We start from the raw sequence: 19,835 nt of genomic DNA on the forward strand, positions 1-19,835 counted from the left end.
TGTATTTCTAATTTAATGTTATTTATTGATAAATATGTGATATATGTCACTATGGGTATTATTATGTAATTATAGTTAAAATAACTTAAGAAATTATATCTTTGGGTATTAAGTAGTGAGGGATTTTATTTTTATTATCATTGCAGGGTGCTTATTTTTCGGCAAATACGCCGAAAAATAAGCTATTACTGGTTGAGCAATGGTAGTCAGATATTTTAACTTATTATTCTTCTTGCTCGTTTTTCTCGTTTGATTTGCTGTTGGCCGTCAACAAATAAGGCGACTGTTGCCAGCGGCTGGGTGTTAATTGCAACAGGTTATGCGCAAGAATAAAACCAATAGCTAAAGCCAGTAAGATCATGATCCTGAGCAGGTTGGTGGTGTTGTCCACCTGTTTGGACTCTGTCGCTAATTTGTGTGTGTCCAGTGTCAAGCGCAGAAAACCTTTTGGTTCTTCTTTTCCTGGAATGGGAACGACTATCTGATGGTTAAAATAGCTGCCGGCTTTTTTACCATCCAAAGATAAGCGATCCCGCACCGATACATTTTCTCCGCTATGAGCAACTTGTGTCCCATTGTTAAGATAAACACTGGCGTCAAGTATGCGGCTGTTTTTAGTCAGGTAGTGCAAATTAGCCAGTATCTGTTCATTATTAAGATCTTTGCTGCCACTCTCCATATAATCGGATAAGCTGAATGCGACTTGTTTTGCCAAGGTTTTCGCCAATTCCTCAAATTGATCCATCTGGGCCTGTTGGTGAGAACGGCTAAAATAAGAAACGCCCTGCATTAGAAATACTAATAAAGCAATACAAATCAATATAATAGCTGTTTTATGCAGTCGGAATTTTAATTTAGCTTTGGTCATAGTTATTTCTTCCAGGCGTTGGTCAACTCAATGTTGCCAGATGCAATATAGGGAGGATAGTTTGAAATGCAATTTTTTGCTGCCAGAGTCATGTGGGATTACAGGAGTAGGGATTAATGTCTAATAACCTGGCTTATCGCTATTTGCCGGAAGAGGTCCATAAGTGGCCGGGATTACCACTTTCGTTAAGTGGGGAGGAGGTTATGCCATTGGATTACCGGGCTGGTGACAGTGGCTGGTTGATATATGGCCGTGGCCTAGATAAACAACGTATCAGTAATTTTCAGCACCGGCTTGGCGCTGCTATTGTCATCGTCTCTTCATGGCGTATTGATGATTATCAGGTGGTACGTATTGCCGGAAGTTTGACTTCGCGTATTAAGAGGCTGGCTGATGAATGCCGGCTGGATGTAGTTCCTTTGGGGCAGATCCCACGGTTGCGCTCACCAGGTTTACTGGTGATGGATATGGATTCAACGGCAATTCAAATTGAATGTATTGATGAAATTGCCCGCTTGGCCGGCGTAGGTGACAAAGTAGCCGAAATTACCGAGCGGGCAATGCAAGGAGAACTGGATTTTTCTGATAGTCTGCGGGAGCGGGTTGCTCAACTTGCGGGGGCTGATGTTGATATTTTGCGACAGGTTGCGCAAGATTTGCCGCTTATGCCGGGGCTGACCAGTTTGGTGCGTAAGTTACAATCTTTTGATTGGCATGTCGCAATCGCATCGGGGGGGTTTACCTATTTTGCCGACCATTTACGCCAGAATTTACGTTTAGTTGCTGCGGTAGCAAACCAATTAGAAGTCAAAAACAGCAAGTTAACAGGTAAGGTTATCGGACCAATTGTTGATGCTAAATATAAGGCTGCCACATTGATGAAGCTGGCGAAAAAATTGGATATCCCGTTAGAACAAACCGTCGCTATTGGTGATGGCGCCAATGATCTGAAAATGATTCGCAAAGCGGGTCTGGGTATTGCTTATCATGCTAAACCGAAAGTTTATGCACAGTCGAAAGTGACAATTCGTCATGCTGATCTAATGGGAGTACTGTGTGTGTTAAGTGGCGGTCTTAAACACGAAGAACGTTAATTAAAGTTGTTTTAGGGAGTACAGAGTGGCAAAAGCAGCAAAACGGGCGTTTGTCTGTAATGAGTGTGGGGCGGATTATCCGCGCTGGCAGGGGCAATGTAGTGCATGTCATGCCTGGAATACCATTACTGAGGTGCGTTTAGCCGCAGCATCTTCCTCTCGTAATGATAGGTTCAGTGGTTATGCGGGAGATGCTGGTGTCAGCAGGGTTCAGAAATTATCAGAGATTAGTCTGGAAGAGCTTCCCCGTTTTTCCACTGGATTTAAAGAGTTCGATCGAGTTCTTGGCGGTGGTGTTGTACCCGGTAGCGCGATTCTGATTGGCGGGAACCCCGGCGCAGGGAAAAGTACCTTATTGTTGCAGACGATGTGTCAATTGTCTGCACAGATGAAAACCTTATATGTCACCGGAGAGGAGTCATTACAGCAGGTTGCGATGCGTGCGCACCGGTTGGGGTTGCCGGTTGATAATCTGAATATGCTGTCAGAAACAAGTATTGAACAGATTTGTCTGATTGCGGAGCAGGAGCAGCCAAAACTGATGGTGATTGATTCCATCCAGGTGATGCATATGGCGGATATTCAATCTTCTCCGGGGAGTGTCGCTCAGGTCAGGGAAACCGCCGCTTATCTTACCCGGTTTGCCAAAACCCGCGGTGTTGCCATTGTTATGGTAGGCCATGTAACCAAGGATGGCTCGCTGGCGGGGCCGAAAGTGTTGGAACACTGTATTGACTGTTCAGTGATGCTTGACGGTGAAGCTGATTCCCGCTTTCGTACTTTACGCAGTCATAAAAACCGTTTTGGTGCTGTCAATGAGCTTGGGGTGTTCGCTATGACAGAGCAGGGATTGCGCGAAGTCAGTAACCCATCAGCGATTTTCCTTAGCCGTGGTGATGAAATCACTGCGGGTAGCTCCGTCATGGTGGTGTGGGAGGGAACCCGTCCTCTGCTGGTGGAGATTCAAGCGCTGGTGGATCATTCGATGATGACCAATCCACGGCGGGTGGCTGTGGGTTTGGAGCAAAACCGATTGGCTATTTTGTTAGCGGTTCTTCATCGTCACGGTGGCTTGCAAATGTCCGATCAGGATGTGTTTGTCAACGTGGTTGGTGGGGTTAAGGTCGCGGAAACCAGCGCGGATCTCGCTTTACTTCTCTCTTTAGTCTCCAGTTTTCGCGATAGACCTTTACCGCATGATTTGGTTGTATTTGGTGAGGTGGGGTTGGCCGGTGAAATCCGTCCTGTACCCAGTGGGCAGGAAAGGATATCAGAAGCGGCTAAACATGGTTTCAAACGGGCGATAGTGCCTTATGCCAATATGCCGAAAAAAGAGCTGCCGGGGATGAAAGTTTTTGGTGTGAAAAAGCTGTCAGATGCGTTATCTGTTATGGAAGATCTTGATTAAACAGGGGGAGATATGGGTCAATTTGACTACCTTAAAGAAGCGATTAAACAAACGGGTTGTACGTTGCAACAAGTTGCTGATGCAAGCGGTATGACCAAAGGTTATCTCAGCCAGTTAATTAATGACAAAATCAAAAGTCCCAGCGCGCAAAAACTGGCATCTCTCCATAACTATTTAGGGGTGCAATATCCTGTGCAGAATAAAACGGTCGGGGTGATATTCGGTAAGTTCTATCCATTGCATACCGGGCATATCTATCTAATTCAACGGGCTTGTAGTCAGGTAGATGAGTTGCATATCATTCTTTGCCATGATGAGCCCAGAGACAGGGAGTTGTTTATGAGCAGCTCCATGTCGCAACAACCGACGGTCAGTGATCGTCTACGCTGGTTACTTCAGACATTTAAGTATCAGAAAAACATTCATATTCACTCTTTTGATGAACAGGGAATTGAGCCATATCCACATGGTTGGGATGTGTGGAGTAAAGGCATGAAAACCTTTATGTCAAAAAAAGGGATTAATCCAAGTTATATTTATTCTAGTGAAGCTCAGGATGCTCCCCGTTATAAAGAGCAATTGGGAATTGAGACTATTCTTATCGATCCACAGCGCTCATTTATGAAGATCAGTGGCCGGCATATCCGTCAGGATCCATTCCGTCATTGGGAATATATCCCTACGGAAGTAAAGCCTTTCTTTGTGCGTACTGTAGCGATTCTCGGTGGGGAATCCAGTGGTAAATCCACATTGGTTAATAAATTGGCAAATATTTTTAATACTACCAGTGCCTGGGAATATGGTCGTGATTATGTTTTTTCTCATCTGGGCGGTGATGAGATGGCGCTACAATATTCAGACTATGACAAAATTGCGTTGGGGCAGGCTCAGTATATTGATTTCGCAGTAAAATATGCGAATAAAGTTGCATTTGTCGATACTGATTTCGTGACTACCCAAGCATTCTGTAAGCGGTATGAAGGACGTGAGCACCCGTTTGTTCAGGCATTGATTGATGAATACCGATTTGATTTGGTCATTTTATTGGAAAACAATACACCTTGGGTTTCTGATGGTTTGCGTAGCCTTGGCAGCGAGCAGGATCGTAAAGCGTTCCAGCAATTGTTGGAAGATATGCTGAAAGACAACAATATTGAATATGTAAATGTAAATTCACCAGACTATGATCAACGTTTTCTGCACTGTATAGAGCTAATTCAGCAACTTTTAGCGGTTAATCCTAAGCAACACGTTAGTTGAATCGTTTATAATTAGATTCATATATAATATTTTATATGATAAATTAATAAATATATTCAATGTATATCTAACCACAATATGAATTGTGGTTAGATGTTTTTATTACTTACAAGTAATAAAATATATAATAGCCATTAATATTTTTGATACTTCTATTGATTATTTATTCCTTGAATAAAAGCAAAATTAATAATTAAATACTTCCATGTTGATTTCTAAATAAAAGTTTTTATATTGGTGATTTATTCTTGAATAAGATAAGGTTGGTTTTTTATTAAAGATTTTATGTTTTATGCGTTGTTGTTATATGGGGATTAAATATTAATTTTAACATATTGTTATGATATTAAGGTGTTTTTATATATAAAAAATTATTTGTCTGATGTTATTTTTGTATTTAAACTAACGAAATAAAGGCCTATTGTTAATGATTGGTTGATAGGAATGGGCCGATCTTGTTTAGTAAAATTTTAATTTTAGCATACAGATAGCCATTTGAAATAGTCACTGGTAGAAATATTGATATACTTTTAGTTGAGATATTTCTTATATGATTTCCCCTCGTTTGTGTAATCTTATAATGATGAATATCTGTATTTTTACGGATTGCTCTGGCTGCAAGCGTTACTGATAATGCCAGATTTCTTACACTATTATGCTGAGATAATGAATTTGAATCAAATTGCTACGATTGAAGCCATTGATATTTCATATGGTTTTTCTAACAGTAAAGCTAACCAGAAAATGATTTCAGACATCACTCTTTCTATTTTTCCAGGTGAATTTACTTTGGTTACTGGGGATCTCAGTTCGGGAAAAAGCACTTTCCTGGCAACGATTTCCGGGTTATTGCGTCTCGATAGAGGAAAAATATTAATTGCTGACAAAGAATTGGGTAGGCTGAATAACAGCGAGTTAGATAGATTCCATTTGATAAATTGTGGCTTTATCTTTCAAATAATTAATTTATCTAATGAACTTACGGTCCTGGATAATTTGTTATTATCTCTGTCCTGTGGAATCACAGCCTCCCATCAGGAAGCCATGACCAGGGCAACTAAGGCACTCAATATTGTTGGTCTGAAACACAAGAAAGATATATATCCCAATGAATTACGTGATAATGAAAAACAACGGGTAGCAATAGCCAGAGCTATTGTGAAAAGTCCCCGGTATTTGTTTGCTGACGAGCCAACCAGTCATCTTGATAATTATGACTGCCAGGTAGCCATTGATATCTTAAGTTTTATTGCTCATAACCAAAGAGGAACAGTTGTTGTGGCTTCACAAGATAATAGGCTTATTAGGCATGCAGATCGTATTATTACTTTGAAAGAAGGAAAGATTATCCATGATACTTATCTAACACATAGCATAATGAATAAAACTACGAGTTTATATGCAAATAGTTGAGAGGAAAATGGCCTGTTATCAGGCCATTTCCAATATGATTATTTGCTGATTCTCTTATATTTAATGCGATGCGGTTCTAGCGCTTCGGCTCCAAGAGTCCGTTTTTTATAGTCTTCGTATTCACTAAAGTTACCTTCAAAGAAAGTCACTTTACCCTCATCCTGATAATCAATGATGTGGGTTGCGATACGGTCAAGGAACCAACGATCATGGGAAATAACCATTGCACAACCTGGGAACTCCAATAGGGCGTTTTCCAGTGCACGCAAGGTTTCAATGTCCAGGTCGTTGGTTGGTTCGTCGAGCAGCAGCATGTTACCGCCAACTTGCAGCAGTTTAGCCAAATGTAGCCGGCCTCTTTCACCCCCAGACAATTCACCGACACGTTTACCCTGATCAACACCTTTGAAGTTGAAACGGCCAGCGTAAGCACGGCTTGGCAGTTCGAAATTGCCGATACGCATGATATCCTGACCGCCAGAAATCTCTTCCCAGACGGTTTTTTTATCATCCATATTGTCACGGAACTGATCTACAGAAGCCAGCTTGACGGTTTCACCTAATGTGATAGTACCGGAATCAGGTTGTTCCTGGTTAGCAAGCATACGGAATAGGGTGGATTTACCTGCGCCGTTAGGTCCGATAATCCCGACAATTGCCCCTTTTGGCAGAGAGAGGCTCAGATTGTCGATAAGCATCCGGTCGCCATAGGATTTGGTCAGATTTTCCACTTCCAGAACTTTGTCGCCCAGGCGTGGCCCAGGTGGGATAAACAGTTCACTGGTTTCGTTGCGTTTCTGGTATTCAACGTTGTTTAATTCTTCAAATCTGGCCAGACGTGCTTTGCCTTTTGCCTGACGGCCTTTTGGATTTTGGCGAACCCATTCCAGCTCTTTCTCAATAGATTTACGGCGGGCGGCTTCTGTTGATGCCTCCTGAGCCAGGCGGGCGTCTTTCTGCTCCAGCCATGAAGAGTAGTTACCTTCCCATGGAATACCTTCACCACGGTCAAGTTCCAGAATCCAGCCGGCAACGTTATCAAGGAAGTAACGGTCATGCGTAATTGCAACAACAGTACCTTCATAATTGTGCAGGAAGCGCTCCAGCCAGGCGACGGATTCGGCGTCAAGGTGGTTTGTCGGTTCATCCAGCAGCAGCATATCTGGTTTTTCCAGCAGTAAACGGCAGATTGCTACACGACGGCGTTCCCCCCCGGACAAATGCTCAATTTTTGCATCCCACGGCGGCAGACGCAGTGCGTCAGCTGCACGCTCAAGCTGGTTGTCAAGATTATGACCATCGTGGGACTGGATAATCGCTTCCAGCTCACCTTGCTCTTTAGCCAGTTTGTCAAAATCGGCATCAGGATCAGCATAGGCTGCGTAGACTTCATCCAGACGGGTTAGCGCGTGTTTCACTTCGCTAACTGCTTCCTCTACTGCTTCGCGGACAGTGTGCTCAAGGTTTAATTTTGGCTCCTGTGGTAGATAGCCAATTTTAATTCCCGGCTGTGGGCGGGCTTCGCCTTCGATATCTTTATCAATACCGGCCATGATCCGGAGTAAGGTTGATTTACCCGCGCCGTTAAGGCCAAGAACACCAATTTTGGCTCCCGGAAAGAAACTCAGGGAGATATTTTTTAGAATATGACGCTTCGGGGGGACAATTTTGCCGACCCGATGCATGGAGTAAACATATTGAGCCACGTTGCTATAAGCCTCGCTATCTCTGATTGTGATAATGATAATGCCTGTTTTGCGAAGTCAATCGCATGAACAGGGCGTGTTGGTATCTGATTATATCCAGTTAGGTTATTTATGTTCATCTGAACACGATTTATCACAGTTTACCCGATTTAAGTTAATAAACTCTATAACCCAATTGCCGGAATAGGATGGCTCTGGGGAGAGTTTGTTAGGATGGATCAATTTTTTGGATAAAAAACTTACCTGTTTAGTATATACGGTTAAATATTTCATCATGGAGTGAATTAATGTGGTAAGTGGCGGTGATTATATTATTATGATGTGTATACATTTGTAATATTAACCTATTCAATTTGATCTCCGGGAGGAGCGTGTGGTAATGGCTAAATGGCAACACTTTGCGATGGTTACAGGGTTGGTTTTTGTGTCTGTTGCAGCAAACGCTGATTCTCTGGATGATCAGCGACAGCGATATCAGCAAATTAAGCAAGCGTGGGATGCCAGTGATATGGCTGAGGTGGCGAGATTGATGCCAACATTGAAAGACTACCCGCTTTATCCTTATCTTAAATACCGGGAACTGACTCAGGATTTGGCGCTGGTGACACCAGAACAGATCCGTGGCTTTATTGATAGTAACCCTAATCTGCCACCAGCACGCTCTTTATCATCCCGTTTTATCAATGAACTTGCACATCGTGAAGACTGGCGTAGGCTGCTGGCATTTAGCCCTACAGCACCGAAATCGATTACAAGCCGTTGTAATTACTATTTTGCCAAATGGGCGACAGGTGAAGAGCAGGTTGCCTGGCAGGGAGCGAAAGACATTTGGTTGAATGGTCGCTCTTTACCTGCCAGTTGCGATAAATTATTTGATGTCTGGCAGCAAGCTGGCTACTTATCAGCGGAACTGATATTACAGCGTATTAGTCTTGCATTAAAAGCGGGGAACACTTCGTTGGTCAGTTACCTCGCTAAACGATTGCCGCCGGGATACAAAAGTATCAGTGATGGCCTGATTAAGTTGCAGGATGATCCTGCTACTGTATCTGTTTTTGCTGATAATACCGGGCCGACTGATTTTACCCGTGTCGCTACTTTAACGGTTTTCTCACTCCTTGCCCGTCAAGATCCGGATCAGGCAAGAGTGATCATTCCATCAATTGCCAGAGCACAAAAGATGAATGACAGCGAGCGCCAGCGGTTAAACGATATTGTTGCCTGGCAGTTAATGGGTGATGTGAACGATGAGCAAGAGAAGTGGCGCGATGATGTGATCCGCGATAGCCAATCTGTTTCACTGCTTGAGCGTCGTGTTCGTCTGGCGCTGGGTCATGCCGATGAACCTGGTCTGGCTCAGTGGATCAAATTGCTACCGTTAGCGAACCAGAACAAAGAGGAATGGCGTTATTGGCGGGCTAATATTTTATTGGCGCAGGGTAATAAAAGTGAAGGTGAGGCGATACTGCGTAAGTTGACAGAAGGTCGCGGTTTCTACCCAATGGTTGCGGCGCAAAGACTGAATATCCGTTATCCACTGACGATTAATACCGCAGAAAAGCCAGATGCAACGATTGCTTCGATGTCCGAAGTGCAGAGAGTAAGGGAACTGATATATTGGCAAATGGATAATCTTGCCCGCATAGAGTGGAGTTATTTGGTTGCTAGCCAGAATAGATCAAAACAACAACAGTTGGCACGTTATGCTTTTAACCAAAAATGGGCGGCTCTTAGTGTGCAGGCGACAATAACCGGGAAAATGTGGGACCATCTTGAAGAGCGTTTTCCGCTAGCATGGCAGCAAGAGTTCAGTCGTTTCACGTCAGGTAAGGGAATTTCTCAAAGTTATGCGATGGCGATAGCCCGTCAGGAAAGCGCCTGGAATCCGCAAGCCAGTTCTCCAGTCGGTGCCATGGGTTTGATGCAGGTGATGCCGGGAACGGCGGCGGATACGGTTAAGCAAAATGATATTCAGGGGTATGTAAACAGTAGCCAGTTGATGAATCCACTGACGAATATTGAAATTGGTACGGCTTATCTCGAATCGGTTTACCAGCGTTTTGGTCATAACCGAATACTTGCCAGCGCTGCTTATAATGCAGGTCCGGCCCGTGTGGATCGTTGGTTATCTGACAGTGGTGGGCGGTTGGACGCGATAGCCTTTATTGAAAGCATTCCATTTGCCGAAACGCGCAGTTATGTCAAAAATGTTTTGGCTTATGATGTTTTCTACAGTAACTTTATCGGTAAGTCATCAAAGGTGTTGACTAACGCAGAATGGCAAAGGCGATATTGATTTATAGCAAACTATGCTATGCTGCCGTACTAGTTAAATAGTATGACAACTGATTAATTATGACTCCAAATCATCTGACAGACCCGGCACTTACGCCACAAGATAATGAAGATTGGCAATGCTTTGTGACGTTACTCCAACAGGCTTTTGCGCAAGATCTGCAACATCCGGTTTTGCAATTATTATTGACGCCTGATGAGCGGGCAGCACTGGCTACAAGAGTACGGATTATCAAAGAATTAATGAGTGGGCAAATGAGCCAACGTGAGCTGAAAAATGAACTTGGGGTTGGAATTGCGACTATCACTCGTGGTTCTAATAGCTTAAAGTCTGCTTCAAACGATGTGAAGGCGTGGTTAGAAGAGCAATTGCTGAAATAACAGGCCGCCGACTGCGGCCTAAAGTGAATGCCTGTTTAACGGGCATTCAGTTCTTTATAAATTTCATGATGGACAGGCACTAAAGCGAGTATCAAGGCTTGATGGTACACACTGGTACGAGTCAGGATGCCATCAGTGAAAAAGCCAATAGCACCGCCTTTCTGTTTGATGTTATCAACACCGGTGAGGTAAGCCATTTCGTGGCCTAATTCACGCCCCTCGCGGATACCATCAAGAATTTTCTCTGGCAACATCAGGCTGGCAGAGCGGGATTCTCCGCGAATTTGCTGATATTCCACTACCATCCAGGCAAATGTCATATCATCTTCAATACCTGCTTCCACACCTACCCAAAAGTCTGCTTCGGGGCGGACCTGCCTGGCGGCCATCACACGCTGACGGGCACCGGTACGGGTTTCTGTGTTACCTATGGGTTGTTGTGGGACACTGCTGTCTACATTGATATCTTCGATCCGGTAAGCACCTGGTCCAAAAACGTCATCAAATGCGAGACTGATGGCTTTAATTTTGGCGGGGTTGGTGGTTGCAGCAATAACGTGATACATAATAGATAAGTTATCCTTTGAACTAATATTTACGCAGTATAACGGAAAATGAAAATGTTACAGGTATATCTTGTTCGTCATGGGGAGTCCGAATGGAATGCGGCACGTCGTATTCAGGGACAATCTGACAGCCCTTTAACCGAAACAGGCGAACATCAGGCCAGATTAGTGGCGCAAAGAGTAAAATCTGAAAAGATTACCCATATTATTACCAGTGACCTCGGGCGCACACGTCGCACCGCGGAAATCATTGCGGAGGTTTGTGGTTGTGAAGTGATTTTGGAGCCACGTTTGCGTGAATTGCACATGGGAGTGCTTGAGCGCAGAAATATTGACTCACTGACTTCAGAGGAAGAAAAGTGGCGTAAGAAAGTCCTTGATGGTACACCCGGCGGGCGCATCCCCGAAGGCGAATCTATGGAAGAGCTCTCTGTGCGTATGAGAGCCGCATTGGAGACTTGCCGTCATCTGCCTGGTGGTAGCCGGCCGTTGCTGGTCAGTCATGGAATTGCTTTGGGATGCTTAGTTAGCACGATATTGGGATTACCCGCACATGCTGAACGTCGTCTTCGTTTGCGTAATTGCTCCCTGTCCAGAGTGGATTATCAGCACAGCCCGTGGCTGGCATCAGGCTGGATCGTGGAAACGGCAGGCGATATCACACATCTTGATATGCCCGCATTGGATGAATTACAGCGTTAGTGCTGGATAGGAATGAGATACTGAAATTCGATGATATGATTCGCTGCTTCCTTTTCTCGTTCATTGGTATTGGTGAGATAATAGCGTTCGATATCGTATCCTTTCCTGCGTGTCAGATTTAGCATTGGCAAGCAAATACCATAGACGGTGAACAGGAAATCCTGTAAGCCATCTTTGGTGCCATAGTAACTAAATGAGACATACTCTCCAGCTGGCAATGTAACAGGTTGGCTACCTGCTACATCAAACTGCGCATATTTGGGTTCTACCGCTGTCGTGTAGAACACTGTCTGCTCATCTTCTTTTTCTGGATTGAGAATAGCGTGGTGAAGGCCATAAAGCACAGGCGGTAACACTTCTGCATTTTGCAGATAGTATGTCCAGAAATTATGGCGCATTTCAGTACAAGAACTGGACCACTGTTCCAGCGTATAGGAACAGGTCTGTTCTATACCAACCAGTGGCTGTTCCTCCAGCGTGATATATATTGCTTCGGGAATATGCCGCTTATCCAGTAATATGGGGGGGCAAATGCCGGCTGCGCACCATTCCTCACTGAGCCGATAAAGTGCCGGAGTTTTATTGAATTGTTTTTTAAATGCACGAGTGAAAGTTTGTTGGGAGTCAAACCGGTATTGTAAAGCAATATCCAGAATAGGGCGGCTGGTTAAACGCAAAGCAACAGCTGCCCGCGATAACCTTCTGGCACGGATATAGGAGCCAATAGCCTGGCCGGTAACATCTTTAAACATACGTTGCAGGTGCCATTTAGAATAACCTGCTTTGGCTGCAACATTGTTGAGTGATAACGGTTGATCCAGATGATTATCTAGCCAACGTAATAAATCACGAATGATGCTGGTTTGATCCATACATATCCTTAGTCATTAAGACCAGAAAGAATAATATAAGAGCCTATACCATTAGGCTATTTTGTTTGCTATTTGAACAGGCCCGCAAGTTAAGTGAAACGAATCATTCACATGTATTGTGTACGTTCTGGTTTCTGCGTGCTGTTCGTGTTCATAATTTATTGACAAGAGTAGCATTCAACAATAACTCTACTGGATATAAACACTAAGTGTAAGACAAGTCTTCTATTTACAATAGGATACTTATTCGTATTATTATTTCACTCATTACTTTATGAAATTATATTAATGAGTAACTATTATTGTTGGTGTTATTACCACCCTGTTTGGTATTAGCGTGGTGGAATTTTAGGCTTAATTAATTAAGGTATGAGATTATATATGTTAAAAATCATAAAGATATTAGTAGCAACTACATTGTTGTTCGTACCTTTGGCTACTCAGGCTGAAGAAATTGGCTCGGTAGACACTGTTTTTAAATTTATCGGGCCAGATCACAAAATTGTGGTGGAAGCGTTTGATGATCCAGATGTTAAAAATGTGACTTGTTACCTGAGCAGAGCAAAAACAGGTGGAATAAAAGGGGGATTGGGGCTTGCAGAAGATACCGCTGATGCGGCTATTTCCTGCCAACAAGTCGGATCCATTGAACTGACAGACAAAATTAAAAAGGGCGGTAAGAAGGGTCAGATTGTTTTCCAGAAACGCACTTCACTGGTGTTTAAAAAACTTCAGGTTGTTCGTTTTTACGATGCAAACCGTAATGCATTAGTCTATCTGACTTATTCTGACAAAATGATTGATGGTTCACCAAAGAATGCGATCAGTGCTGTACCCATTATGCCGTGGAAAGTTGCGGAAAACTGAGAGGCAGGATGGGGTTCCTCATGGATATCCCATCCTGTTATTTATTTTATACCCTTCATCTTTCAAGTTGCTGCTTTGTTGGCTGCGTTCACTTGCCGCCGCGCTGCAACTTGAAATCTATTGGGTATAGATATATCGATGATTCACACTACACTTCTAAATCACCGCAGAAACGATAACCTTCGCCATGAATGGTGGCAATAATTTCCATCGTATCTGGGTTAGATTCGAAATGTTTACGGATACGCCGGATAGTCACATCAACAGTACGGTCATGAGGTTTCAGTTCACGGCCTGTCATCTTTTTCAATAATTCTGCGCGAGTCTGGATCTTACCCGGATTTTCACAGAAATGAAGCATGGCGCGGAACTCACTGCGTGGCAATTTGTATTGCTCACCAGCCGGGCTGATCAGAGAACGGCTATTGATATCCAATTCCCAGCCATTGAATTTGTAGCTCTCAACCTGGCGTCGCTCCTCGGTGACAGTACTCAGATTCATGGTACGGGAAAGCAGGTTGCGGGCCCGAATAGTTAATTCTCGTGGGTTAAAGGGTTTGGTGATGTAATCATCCGCACCAATTTCCAACCCAAGGATCTTGTCTACCTCATTATCACGGCCGGTCAGGAACATTAAAGCAACATTCGCTTGCTCACGTAATTCGCGGGCAAGTAACAAGCCATTTTTGCCTGGAAGATTAATATCCATAATCACCAGGTTGATGTCACTGTCTGACAGAATATGGTGCATTTCTGAACCATCGGTGGCTTCATAAACAATATACCCTTCAGCTTCGAAAATGCTTTTCAGGGTATTGCGAGTGACAATTTCGTCTTCAACAATCAAAATGTGCGGGGTTTGCATGGTTGCTACCTAGAATCGCTTAAAATAAAATCAGAATGACTCAAACTACTCTTATCTCAGGATATTTACTGGTTATTGTTTGTCATCACTGAAATTATAGCTTAAGTCAGTAATAACATTTATTGATATGTTTTACACTGAAAGTAAAAGTTGTTTTTCCTTTGTGGGCATATACCCGAAAAAACTAGCTAAACAGTGTTATGTTAGTCTATTAACAGCAATATAACAGCTTGCAATGCATTTACCATCTAAAAAAACTACCTTTTATTGACGTACATCAAAATTGATTGTAGCACGTTAATATTATTTATATTTGTTATTTTATACCTTGTACTATGTCAGGCAAATGACAAATTCCTGTTAACGCACTGAGCGTTGTTGTGTAAAAAACAATCTACAATAAGCTTGCCGGCGAACAAAAATAATTGATTTTTATTAAAAGACAAAACATATTGTTAATTTTGTTAAAAATAGATTTAACAACTAAAATATTACGTTCAGTAAGATATATTTGTTGGTATCGATGACTATGAAATGAATTATTCCAATGGGAAAAATACCAAAAAAATAAGATTATTTAGATAAAATGTTTGACTTTGTGAACGAATTCATTTAACCAGTATAGGGTCGAACCAATTAAATGACAGACAGGAACCTATGCAAACTATCAGCCTGAAAACGACAATTATTATCACCACCGGAACTACACGTTACGGGGCGGGCTGACGCATATATTAAGATAGAGAGAAAAGCCCGCATCCAAATCAGATGCGGGCTTTTTTTTGGCGCAAAATCAGGAGAAAAATGTTAATGCGAGTGCTTAAATTTGGAGGAACTTCGGTCGCTAATTGCCAGCGTGTGCAGAGCGTCGCCGATATTGCAGAGAAAAAACATTCTCAGGGAGGGGTTGCGTTAGTGCTTTCTGCCCCGGCAAAAATTACCAACCATTTAGTGGCGATGATCGAAAAAACTGCGGCTGGGCAAGATGTTATTACCCATATGCACGATGCAGAGCAGATCTTTGCTGATTTATTACAGGGGTTAGCGCAAGCACAACCTGGTTTCGATTATGAGCGGTTAAAAATGGTGGTGGAGCAAGAATTTGCTCAATTGAAACAGGTTCTGCATGGTATTGCATTACTGGGTCAATGCCCGGACAGCATTAACGCTTCCCTGATTTGCCGTGGTGAAAAACTCTCTATCGCAATCATGGAGTCTGTATTGCAGACACGTGGTCACAAAGTCACGGTAATTGATCCGGTAAAAAATCTGTTGGCACAAGGTCATTACCTTGAATCTACGGTAGACATTAATGAGTCTACCAAGCGCATTTCTTCTCTGAATATTCCTGATGACCATATTGTCCTGATGGCTGGATTTACTGCCGGCAATGATAAAGGGGAGTTGGTTGTCCTGGGGCGAAATGGTTCTGACTATTCTGCTGCTGTCTTGGCTGCTTGTTTGCGGGCTGAATGCTGCGAAATCTGGACGGATGTAGATGGCGTTTATACCTGTGATCCCAGAGTTGTACCGGATGCACGGCTATTAAAAGGCATGTCCTATCAGGAAGCGATGGAACTCTCTTATTTCGGTGCTAAAGTGCTTCATCCGCGGACTATCGCCCCGATTGCTCAATTCCAAATCCCTTGTTTGATTAAAAATACAGCTAATCCAGACGCGCCGGGAACACTTATTGGTGACGGTCAGCAAGATGAAAGTACGCCGGTAAAAGGAATTACCAACCTGGGCAATATGGCAATGATCAACGTATCAGGCCCTGGTATGAAGGGGATGGTTGGTATGGCCGCAAGGGTATTTGCTGTCATGTCCCGCAAAGGGATCTCTGTTGTATTGATTACTCAGTCATCTTCAGAATACAGCATCAGCTTCTGTGTCCCTCAACGTGAATTGGAACGTGCTCGTCAGGCGTTGAGTGAAGAATTCTATCTCGAACTGAAAGATGGTGTTCTTGATCCTCTGGATGTAATGGAAAATCTTTCCATTATCTCTGTTGTGGGTGATGGTATGCGTACCTTGCGTGGCATCTCTGCCCGTTTCTTCTCCGCACTGGCTCGCGGTAATATCAATATTGTCGCTATCGCACAGGGATCTTCTGAACGTTCTATCTCCGCGGTTATCGACAATGAAATGGCAACGACAGCGGTTCGTCTATGCCATCAGATGTTATTTAATACCGATCAGGTGATCGAGCTCTTTGTTGTTGGTGTCGGTGGTGTTGGCAGCGTTTTGCTTGAGCAGATCCGTCGTCAGCAAACCTGGCTGAAGCAAAAGCACATTGATTTACGGGTATGTGGTATCGCCAATTCACGAGCCATGCTGACGGAAATGAGAGGTATTTGTCTTGATAACTGGCAGCAGTGTTTATCAGAGGCCAAAGAGCCATTCAGTCTAAGCCGTCTGATACGCCTGGAGAAAGAGTACCATTTGCTTAATCCGGTAATAGTAGATTGTACCTCCAGTCAGCAAATTGCTGACCAATATGCCAGTTTCCTGAGTGATGGTTTCAACGTGGTAACGCCGAATAAGAAAGCCAATACTTCGTCAATGGCTTATTATCGTCAGATCCGTAAGGCAGCAGAGAAATCTAAACGTAAATTTCTGTATGACACCAATGTGGGTGCGGGTCTGCCAGTTATTGAGAACTTGCAAAATCTGCTTAACGCGGGTGATGAACTGGTGCAGTTCAATGGTATTCTTTCCGGTTCTCTCTCTTTCATTTTTGGTATGTTGGATGAAGGAATGTCGTTATCGCAGGCGACTTTACTGGCGAAAGAGAAAGGCTATACCGAACCGGATCCGCGTGATGATCTCTCCGGTATGGATGTTGCCCGTAAGCTGTTGATCCTCGCCCGTGAATCAGGTTATGAACTTGAACTGGCGGATATTGATGTGGAGCCTGTGCTGCCAGTCTCTTTTGATAGTAGCGGTAGTGTGGATACTTTTCTTGAGCATTTGCCCCTTCTTGATCAAGTTTTCAGCCAGCGGGTGGCAGAAGCGAAGGAACAAGGAAAAGTGTTGCGCTATGTTGGCATGATTGAACATGGCCGGTGCAGGGTGAAAATCTCCGCAGTAGATGGCAATGATCCGCTTTATAAAGTCAAAAATGGCGAAAATGCGCTGGCATTCTACACACGCTACTACCAACCAATACCGTTGGTGCTGCGGGGTTACGGGGCAGGTAATGATGTCACTGCCGCAGGTGTTTTTGCAGATATGCTGCGTACTTTATCCTGGAAACAGGGAGTTTAATTGTGGTTAAAGTCTATGCGCCCGCATCCATCGGGAACGTCAGTGTTGGGTTTGATGTGCTGGGAGCAGCGGTCTCTCCGGTTGATGGTACTTTGTTAGGTGACTGTGTTACTGTCCGGGCCGCGGAGAGTTTTAGTTTGCGTAATGAAGGGCGGTTTGTCGGAAAGTTACCTGCGGAGCCGGAATACAATATCGTTTATCAGTGCTGGCAGCTGTTCTGCCAGCATTTAGGTAAACAATTACCCGTGGAGATGACGCTGGAAAAGAATATGCCAATTGGTTCTGGTCTTGGCTCCAGTGCTTGTTCTGTTGTGGCGGGTTTAATGGCGCTGAACGAATTTACGGGGCGTCCATTCAGTGAACACCAATTACTGGAAATGATGGGGCAACTGGAAGGGCGCATTTCCGGCAGCATTCACTATGATAATGTCGCTCCATGCTACCTCGGTGGTTTGCAATTGATTATGGAACAGGAGGACATTATCTGTCAGTCGGTGCCGTCATTTGATGAGTGGCTATGGGTGATGGCCTATCCGGGGATCAAAGTTTCCACTGCGGAAGCCAGAGCCATTTTACCGGCAAAATATTCTAAACAGGATGTTATCGACCACGGACGTTTTCTGGCCGGTTTTATTCATGCCTGCCATACACGGCAGCCAGAATTGGCAGCCAGATTGATGAAAGATGTGGTTGCTGAACCGTATCGGACGCAACTGCTCCCGGGTTTTGCCAAGGCTCGTGAGGCAGCAAAAGCGATAGGTGCATTGACCTGTGGTATTTCTGGTTCTGGCCCGACGTTATTTTCCATTTGTAATGATATGACTACCGCAGAGAAAATGGCTCAGTGGCTGCAACAGCATTATGTTCAGAATGATGAAGGTTTTGTACACATTTGCCGTCTGGATCTCGCAGGCGCACGACAGATAGGGTAACGGAACGGATGAAACTGTATAACTTAAAAGACAACAACGAGCAGGTGAGTTTTGCACAGGCGGTAAAGCAGGGGTTAGGCAAACAACAAGGGCTTTTCTTTCCGCAAGATTTACCAGAATTTAACCGTGAAGAAATTGCTCAACTACTGAAACTGGATTTTGTTACCCGCAGCAGCCATATTCTTTCGGCGTTTATTGGTGATGAGATTCCGCCAGAACAACTGGCGGCACGGGTTAAGAGCGCTTTTACTTTCCCGGCGCCGGTGGCAAAAGTGGAAGATGATGTTGCAACACTGGAATTGTTCCACGGCCCGACTCTGGCATTTAAAGATTTTGGTGGTCGTTTTATGGCGCAAATGCTGGCACAGGTTGCTGGTGAGCAGCCTGTGACTATCTTGACCGCGACTTCCGGCGATACTGGTGCAGCGGTAGCACACGCCTTTTATGGGTTGAACAATGTACAGGTGGTGATCCTGTATCCGCAGGGAAAAATCAGCCCGCTACAGGAAAAACTGTTCTGTACATTGGGCGGTAATATTCATACGGTAGCGATTGATGGTGATTTCGATGATTGCCAGGCACTGGTTAAGCAGGCGTTTGATGATAATGAGTTAAAACAAGCTCTGTATCTCAATTCAGCTAACTCAATTAACATCAGCCGCTTGTTGGCGCAAATTTGCTATTACTTTGAGGCAGTTGCTCAATTACCAGAAGATAAACGTGAACAACTGGTTATCTCTGTACCAAGTGGGAATTTTGGTGATTTGACCGCAGGTTTATTGGCGAAATCAATGGGGCTGCCGGTAAAACGCTTTATTGCTGCGACGAATGTTAACGATACGGTTCCACGTTATCTGACCGATGGAAAATGGGCGCCTCATCAGACAGTTGCCACGCTTTCCAATGCAATGGATGTTAGTCAGCCAAACAACTGGCCGCGTATTGAAGAGCTGTTTTGTCGTAGATCCTGGCCGTTAAGTGAATTGAGCCATGGTGTAGTCAGTGATGAAGTGACTAAAGAGACGATTAAGGCGCTGGCTAAATTGGGTTATATCTCTGAACCTCATGCGGCAGTTGCTTACCGTGTTCTGCGTAATCAGTTGCAAAAAGATGAATACGGGCTGTTTCTCGGTACGGCTCATCCGGCTAAATTTAAAGAGAGTGTGGAGCAAATTCTGGGTGAGGAATTACCATTGCCTGAAGCGCTGGCAGAACGGGCTGATTTAGCGTTGTTGTCCCATTATTTACCCGCAAATTTTGCTGAATTACGTGCTTTCCTGATGGAAAGAGCACCAGAGTAATTAAGAAAATAAACGCCGCACAGATCGTGCGGCGT

General features: G+C 44.0%; 16 protein-coding genes and 1 other annotated feature. Of the genes, 11 read left to right on the forward strand and 5 right to left on the reverse strand.

Going from position 1 to position 19,835, the window contains the following annotated elements:
• Positions 1-223: 223 nt before the first annotated feature.
• A complete protein-coding gene (locus tag LGZ99_RS09195) occupies positions 224-868 on the reverse strand; it encodes a YtjB family periplasmic protein (protein WP_021326500.1) in 645 nt (214 codons plus the stop codon).
• A 116-nt stretch (positions 869-984) separates the two neighbouring features.
• Here LGZ99_RS09195 and serB point away from each other — a divergent pair, with 116 nt between their 5' ends.
• The 4 genes from serB (at position 985) to LGZ99_RS09215 (ending at position 6,043) form a co-directional block, all read left to right on the forward strand.
• Entirely contained in the window at positions 985-1,962 is a 978-nt protein-coding gene (gene serB / locus LGZ99_RS09200; RefSeq protein WP_021326499.1) for a phosphoserine phosphatase, read from the forward strand.
• A 25-nt stretch (positions 1,963-1,987) separates the two neighbouring features.
• Positions 1,988-3,370, forward strand: a complete 1,383-nt coding sequence (gene radA, locus LGZ99_RS09205) for a DNA repair protein RadA (protein ID WP_021326498.1) — start codon at positions 1,988-1,990, stop codon at positions 3,368-3,370.
• A 12-nt stretch (positions 3,371-3,382) separates the two neighbouring features.
• Positions 3,383-4,630 (forward strand): multifunctional transcriptional regulator/nicotinamide-nucleotide adenylyltransferase/ribosylnicotinamide kinase NadR, encoded by a 1,248-nt coding sequence (gene nadR, locus LGZ99_RS09210; RefSeq protein ID WP_023045882.1) that lies wholly within the window; start codon positions 3,383-3,385, stop codon positions 4,628-4,630.
• A gap of 633 nt (positions 4,631-5,263) precedes the next feature.
• Complete coding sequence (locus LGZ99_RS09215) at positions 5,264-6,043, forward strand: ABC transporter ATP-binding protein (protein WP_235184753.1); 780 nt, start codon at positions 5,264-5,266, stop codon at positions 6,041-6,043.
• Positions 6,044-6,081: 38 nt separating this feature from the next.
• Here the strand turns inward: LGZ99_RS09215 and ettA are convergent, their stop codons facing one another.
• Positions 6,082-7,749, reverse strand: a complete 1,668-nt coding sequence (gene ettA, locus LGZ99_RS09220) for an energy-dependent translational throttle protein EttA (protein WP_036834060.1) — start codon at positions 7,747-7,749, stop codon at positions 6,082-6,084.
• Between the two features lie 379 nt (positions 7,750-8,128).
• Between ettA and sltY the strand changes: the two genes are divergently transcribed.
• Entirely contained in the window at positions 8,129-10,045 is a 1,917-nt protein-coding gene (gene sltY / locus LGZ99_RS09225; RefSeq protein WP_036838969.1) for a murein transglycosylase, read from the forward strand.
• A gap of 59 nt (positions 10,046-10,104) precedes the next feature.
• Positions 10,105-10,425, forward strand: a complete 321-nt coding sequence (gene trpR, locus LGZ99_RS09230; RefSeq protein WP_023044510.1) for a trp operon repressor — start codon at positions 10,105-10,107, stop codon at positions 10,423-10,425.
• A 35-nt stretch (positions 10,426-10,460) separates the two neighbouring features.
• Here the strand turns inward: trpR and yjjX are convergent, their stop codons facing one another.
• Entirely contained in the window at positions 10,461-10,991 is a 531-nt protein-coding gene (gene yjjX / locus LGZ99_RS09235; RefSeq protein ID WP_021326493.1) for an inosine/xanthosine triphosphatase, read from the reverse strand.
• A gap of 54 nt (positions 10,992-11,045) precedes the next feature.
• Between yjjX and gpmB the strand changes: the two genes are divergently transcribed.
• Positions 11,046-11,693 (forward strand): 2,3-diphosphoglycerate-dependent phosphoglycerate mutase GpmB, encoded by a 648-nt coding sequence (gene gpmB / locus LGZ99_RS09240; protein ID WP_021324874.1) that lies wholly within the window; start codon positions 11,046-11,048, stop codon positions 11,691-11,693.
• Here gpmB and robA read toward each other — a convergent pair.
• Positions 11,690-12,565, reverse strand: a complete 876-nt coding sequence (robA, locus tag LGZ99_RS09245) for an MDR efflux pump AcrAB transcriptional activator RobA (RefSeq protein ID WP_021324873.1) — start codon at positions 12,563-12,565, stop codon at positions 11,690-11,692. The two genes, gpmB and robA, sit on opposite strands and share 4 nt — an antisense overlap.
• Positions 12,566-12,946: 381 nt before the next feature.
• Here robA and creA point away from each other — a divergent pair, with 381 nt between their 5' ends.
• The gene (creA, locus tag LGZ99_RS09250) at positions 12,947-13,432 is read left to right on the forward strand and encodes a protein CreA (protein WP_021324872.1); all 486 of its coding nucleotides are present in this window, start codon (positions 12,947-12,949) and stop codon (positions 13,430-13,432) included.
• 148 nt (positions 13,433-13,580) lie between these two features.
• Here creA and arcA read toward each other — a convergent pair whose 3' ends face one another.
• Entirely contained in the window at positions 13,581-14,297 is a 717-nt protein-coding gene (gene arcA, locus LGZ99_RS09255; RefSeq protein WP_021324871.1) for a two-component system response regulator ArcA, read from the reverse strand.
• Between the two features lie 664 nt (positions 14,298-14,961).
• Positions 14,962-15,082 (forward strand) — a sequence feature (Thr leader region).
• A 25-nt stretch (positions 15,083-15,107) separates the two neighbouring features.
• Here arcA and thrA point away from each other — a divergent pair.
• The 3 genes from thrA to thrC are packed head-to-tail and all read left to right on the forward strand — an operon-like array spanning position 15,108 to position 19,800.
• Entirely contained in the window at positions 15,108-17,567 is a 2,460-nt protein-coding gene (thrA, locus tag LGZ99_RS09260) for a bifunctional aspartate kinase/homoserine dehydrogenase I (protein ID WP_031280728.1), read from the forward strand.
• A 2-nt stretch (positions 17,568-17,569) separates the two neighbouring features.
• A complete protein-coding gene (gene thrB / locus LGZ99_RS09265; RefSeq protein ID WP_023044508.1) occupies positions 17,570-18,499 on the forward strand; it encodes a homoserine kinase in 930 nt (309 codons plus the stop codon).
• An 8-nt stretch (positions 18,500-18,507) separates the two neighbouring features.
• Positions 18,508-19,800 (forward strand): threonine synthase, encoded by a 1,293-nt coding sequence (gene thrC, locus LGZ99_RS09270; RefSeq protein ID WP_036838967.1) that lies wholly within the window; start codon positions 18,508-18,510, stop codon positions 19,798-19,800.
• Positions 19,801-19,835 lie beyond the last annotated feature (35 nt).

The organism is Photorhabdus temperata, assembly GCF_025384845.1.
Classification (GTDB): domain Bacteria; phylum Pseudomonadota; class Gammaproteobacteria; order Enterobacterales; family Enterobacteriaceae; genus Photorhabdus; species Photorhabdus temperata.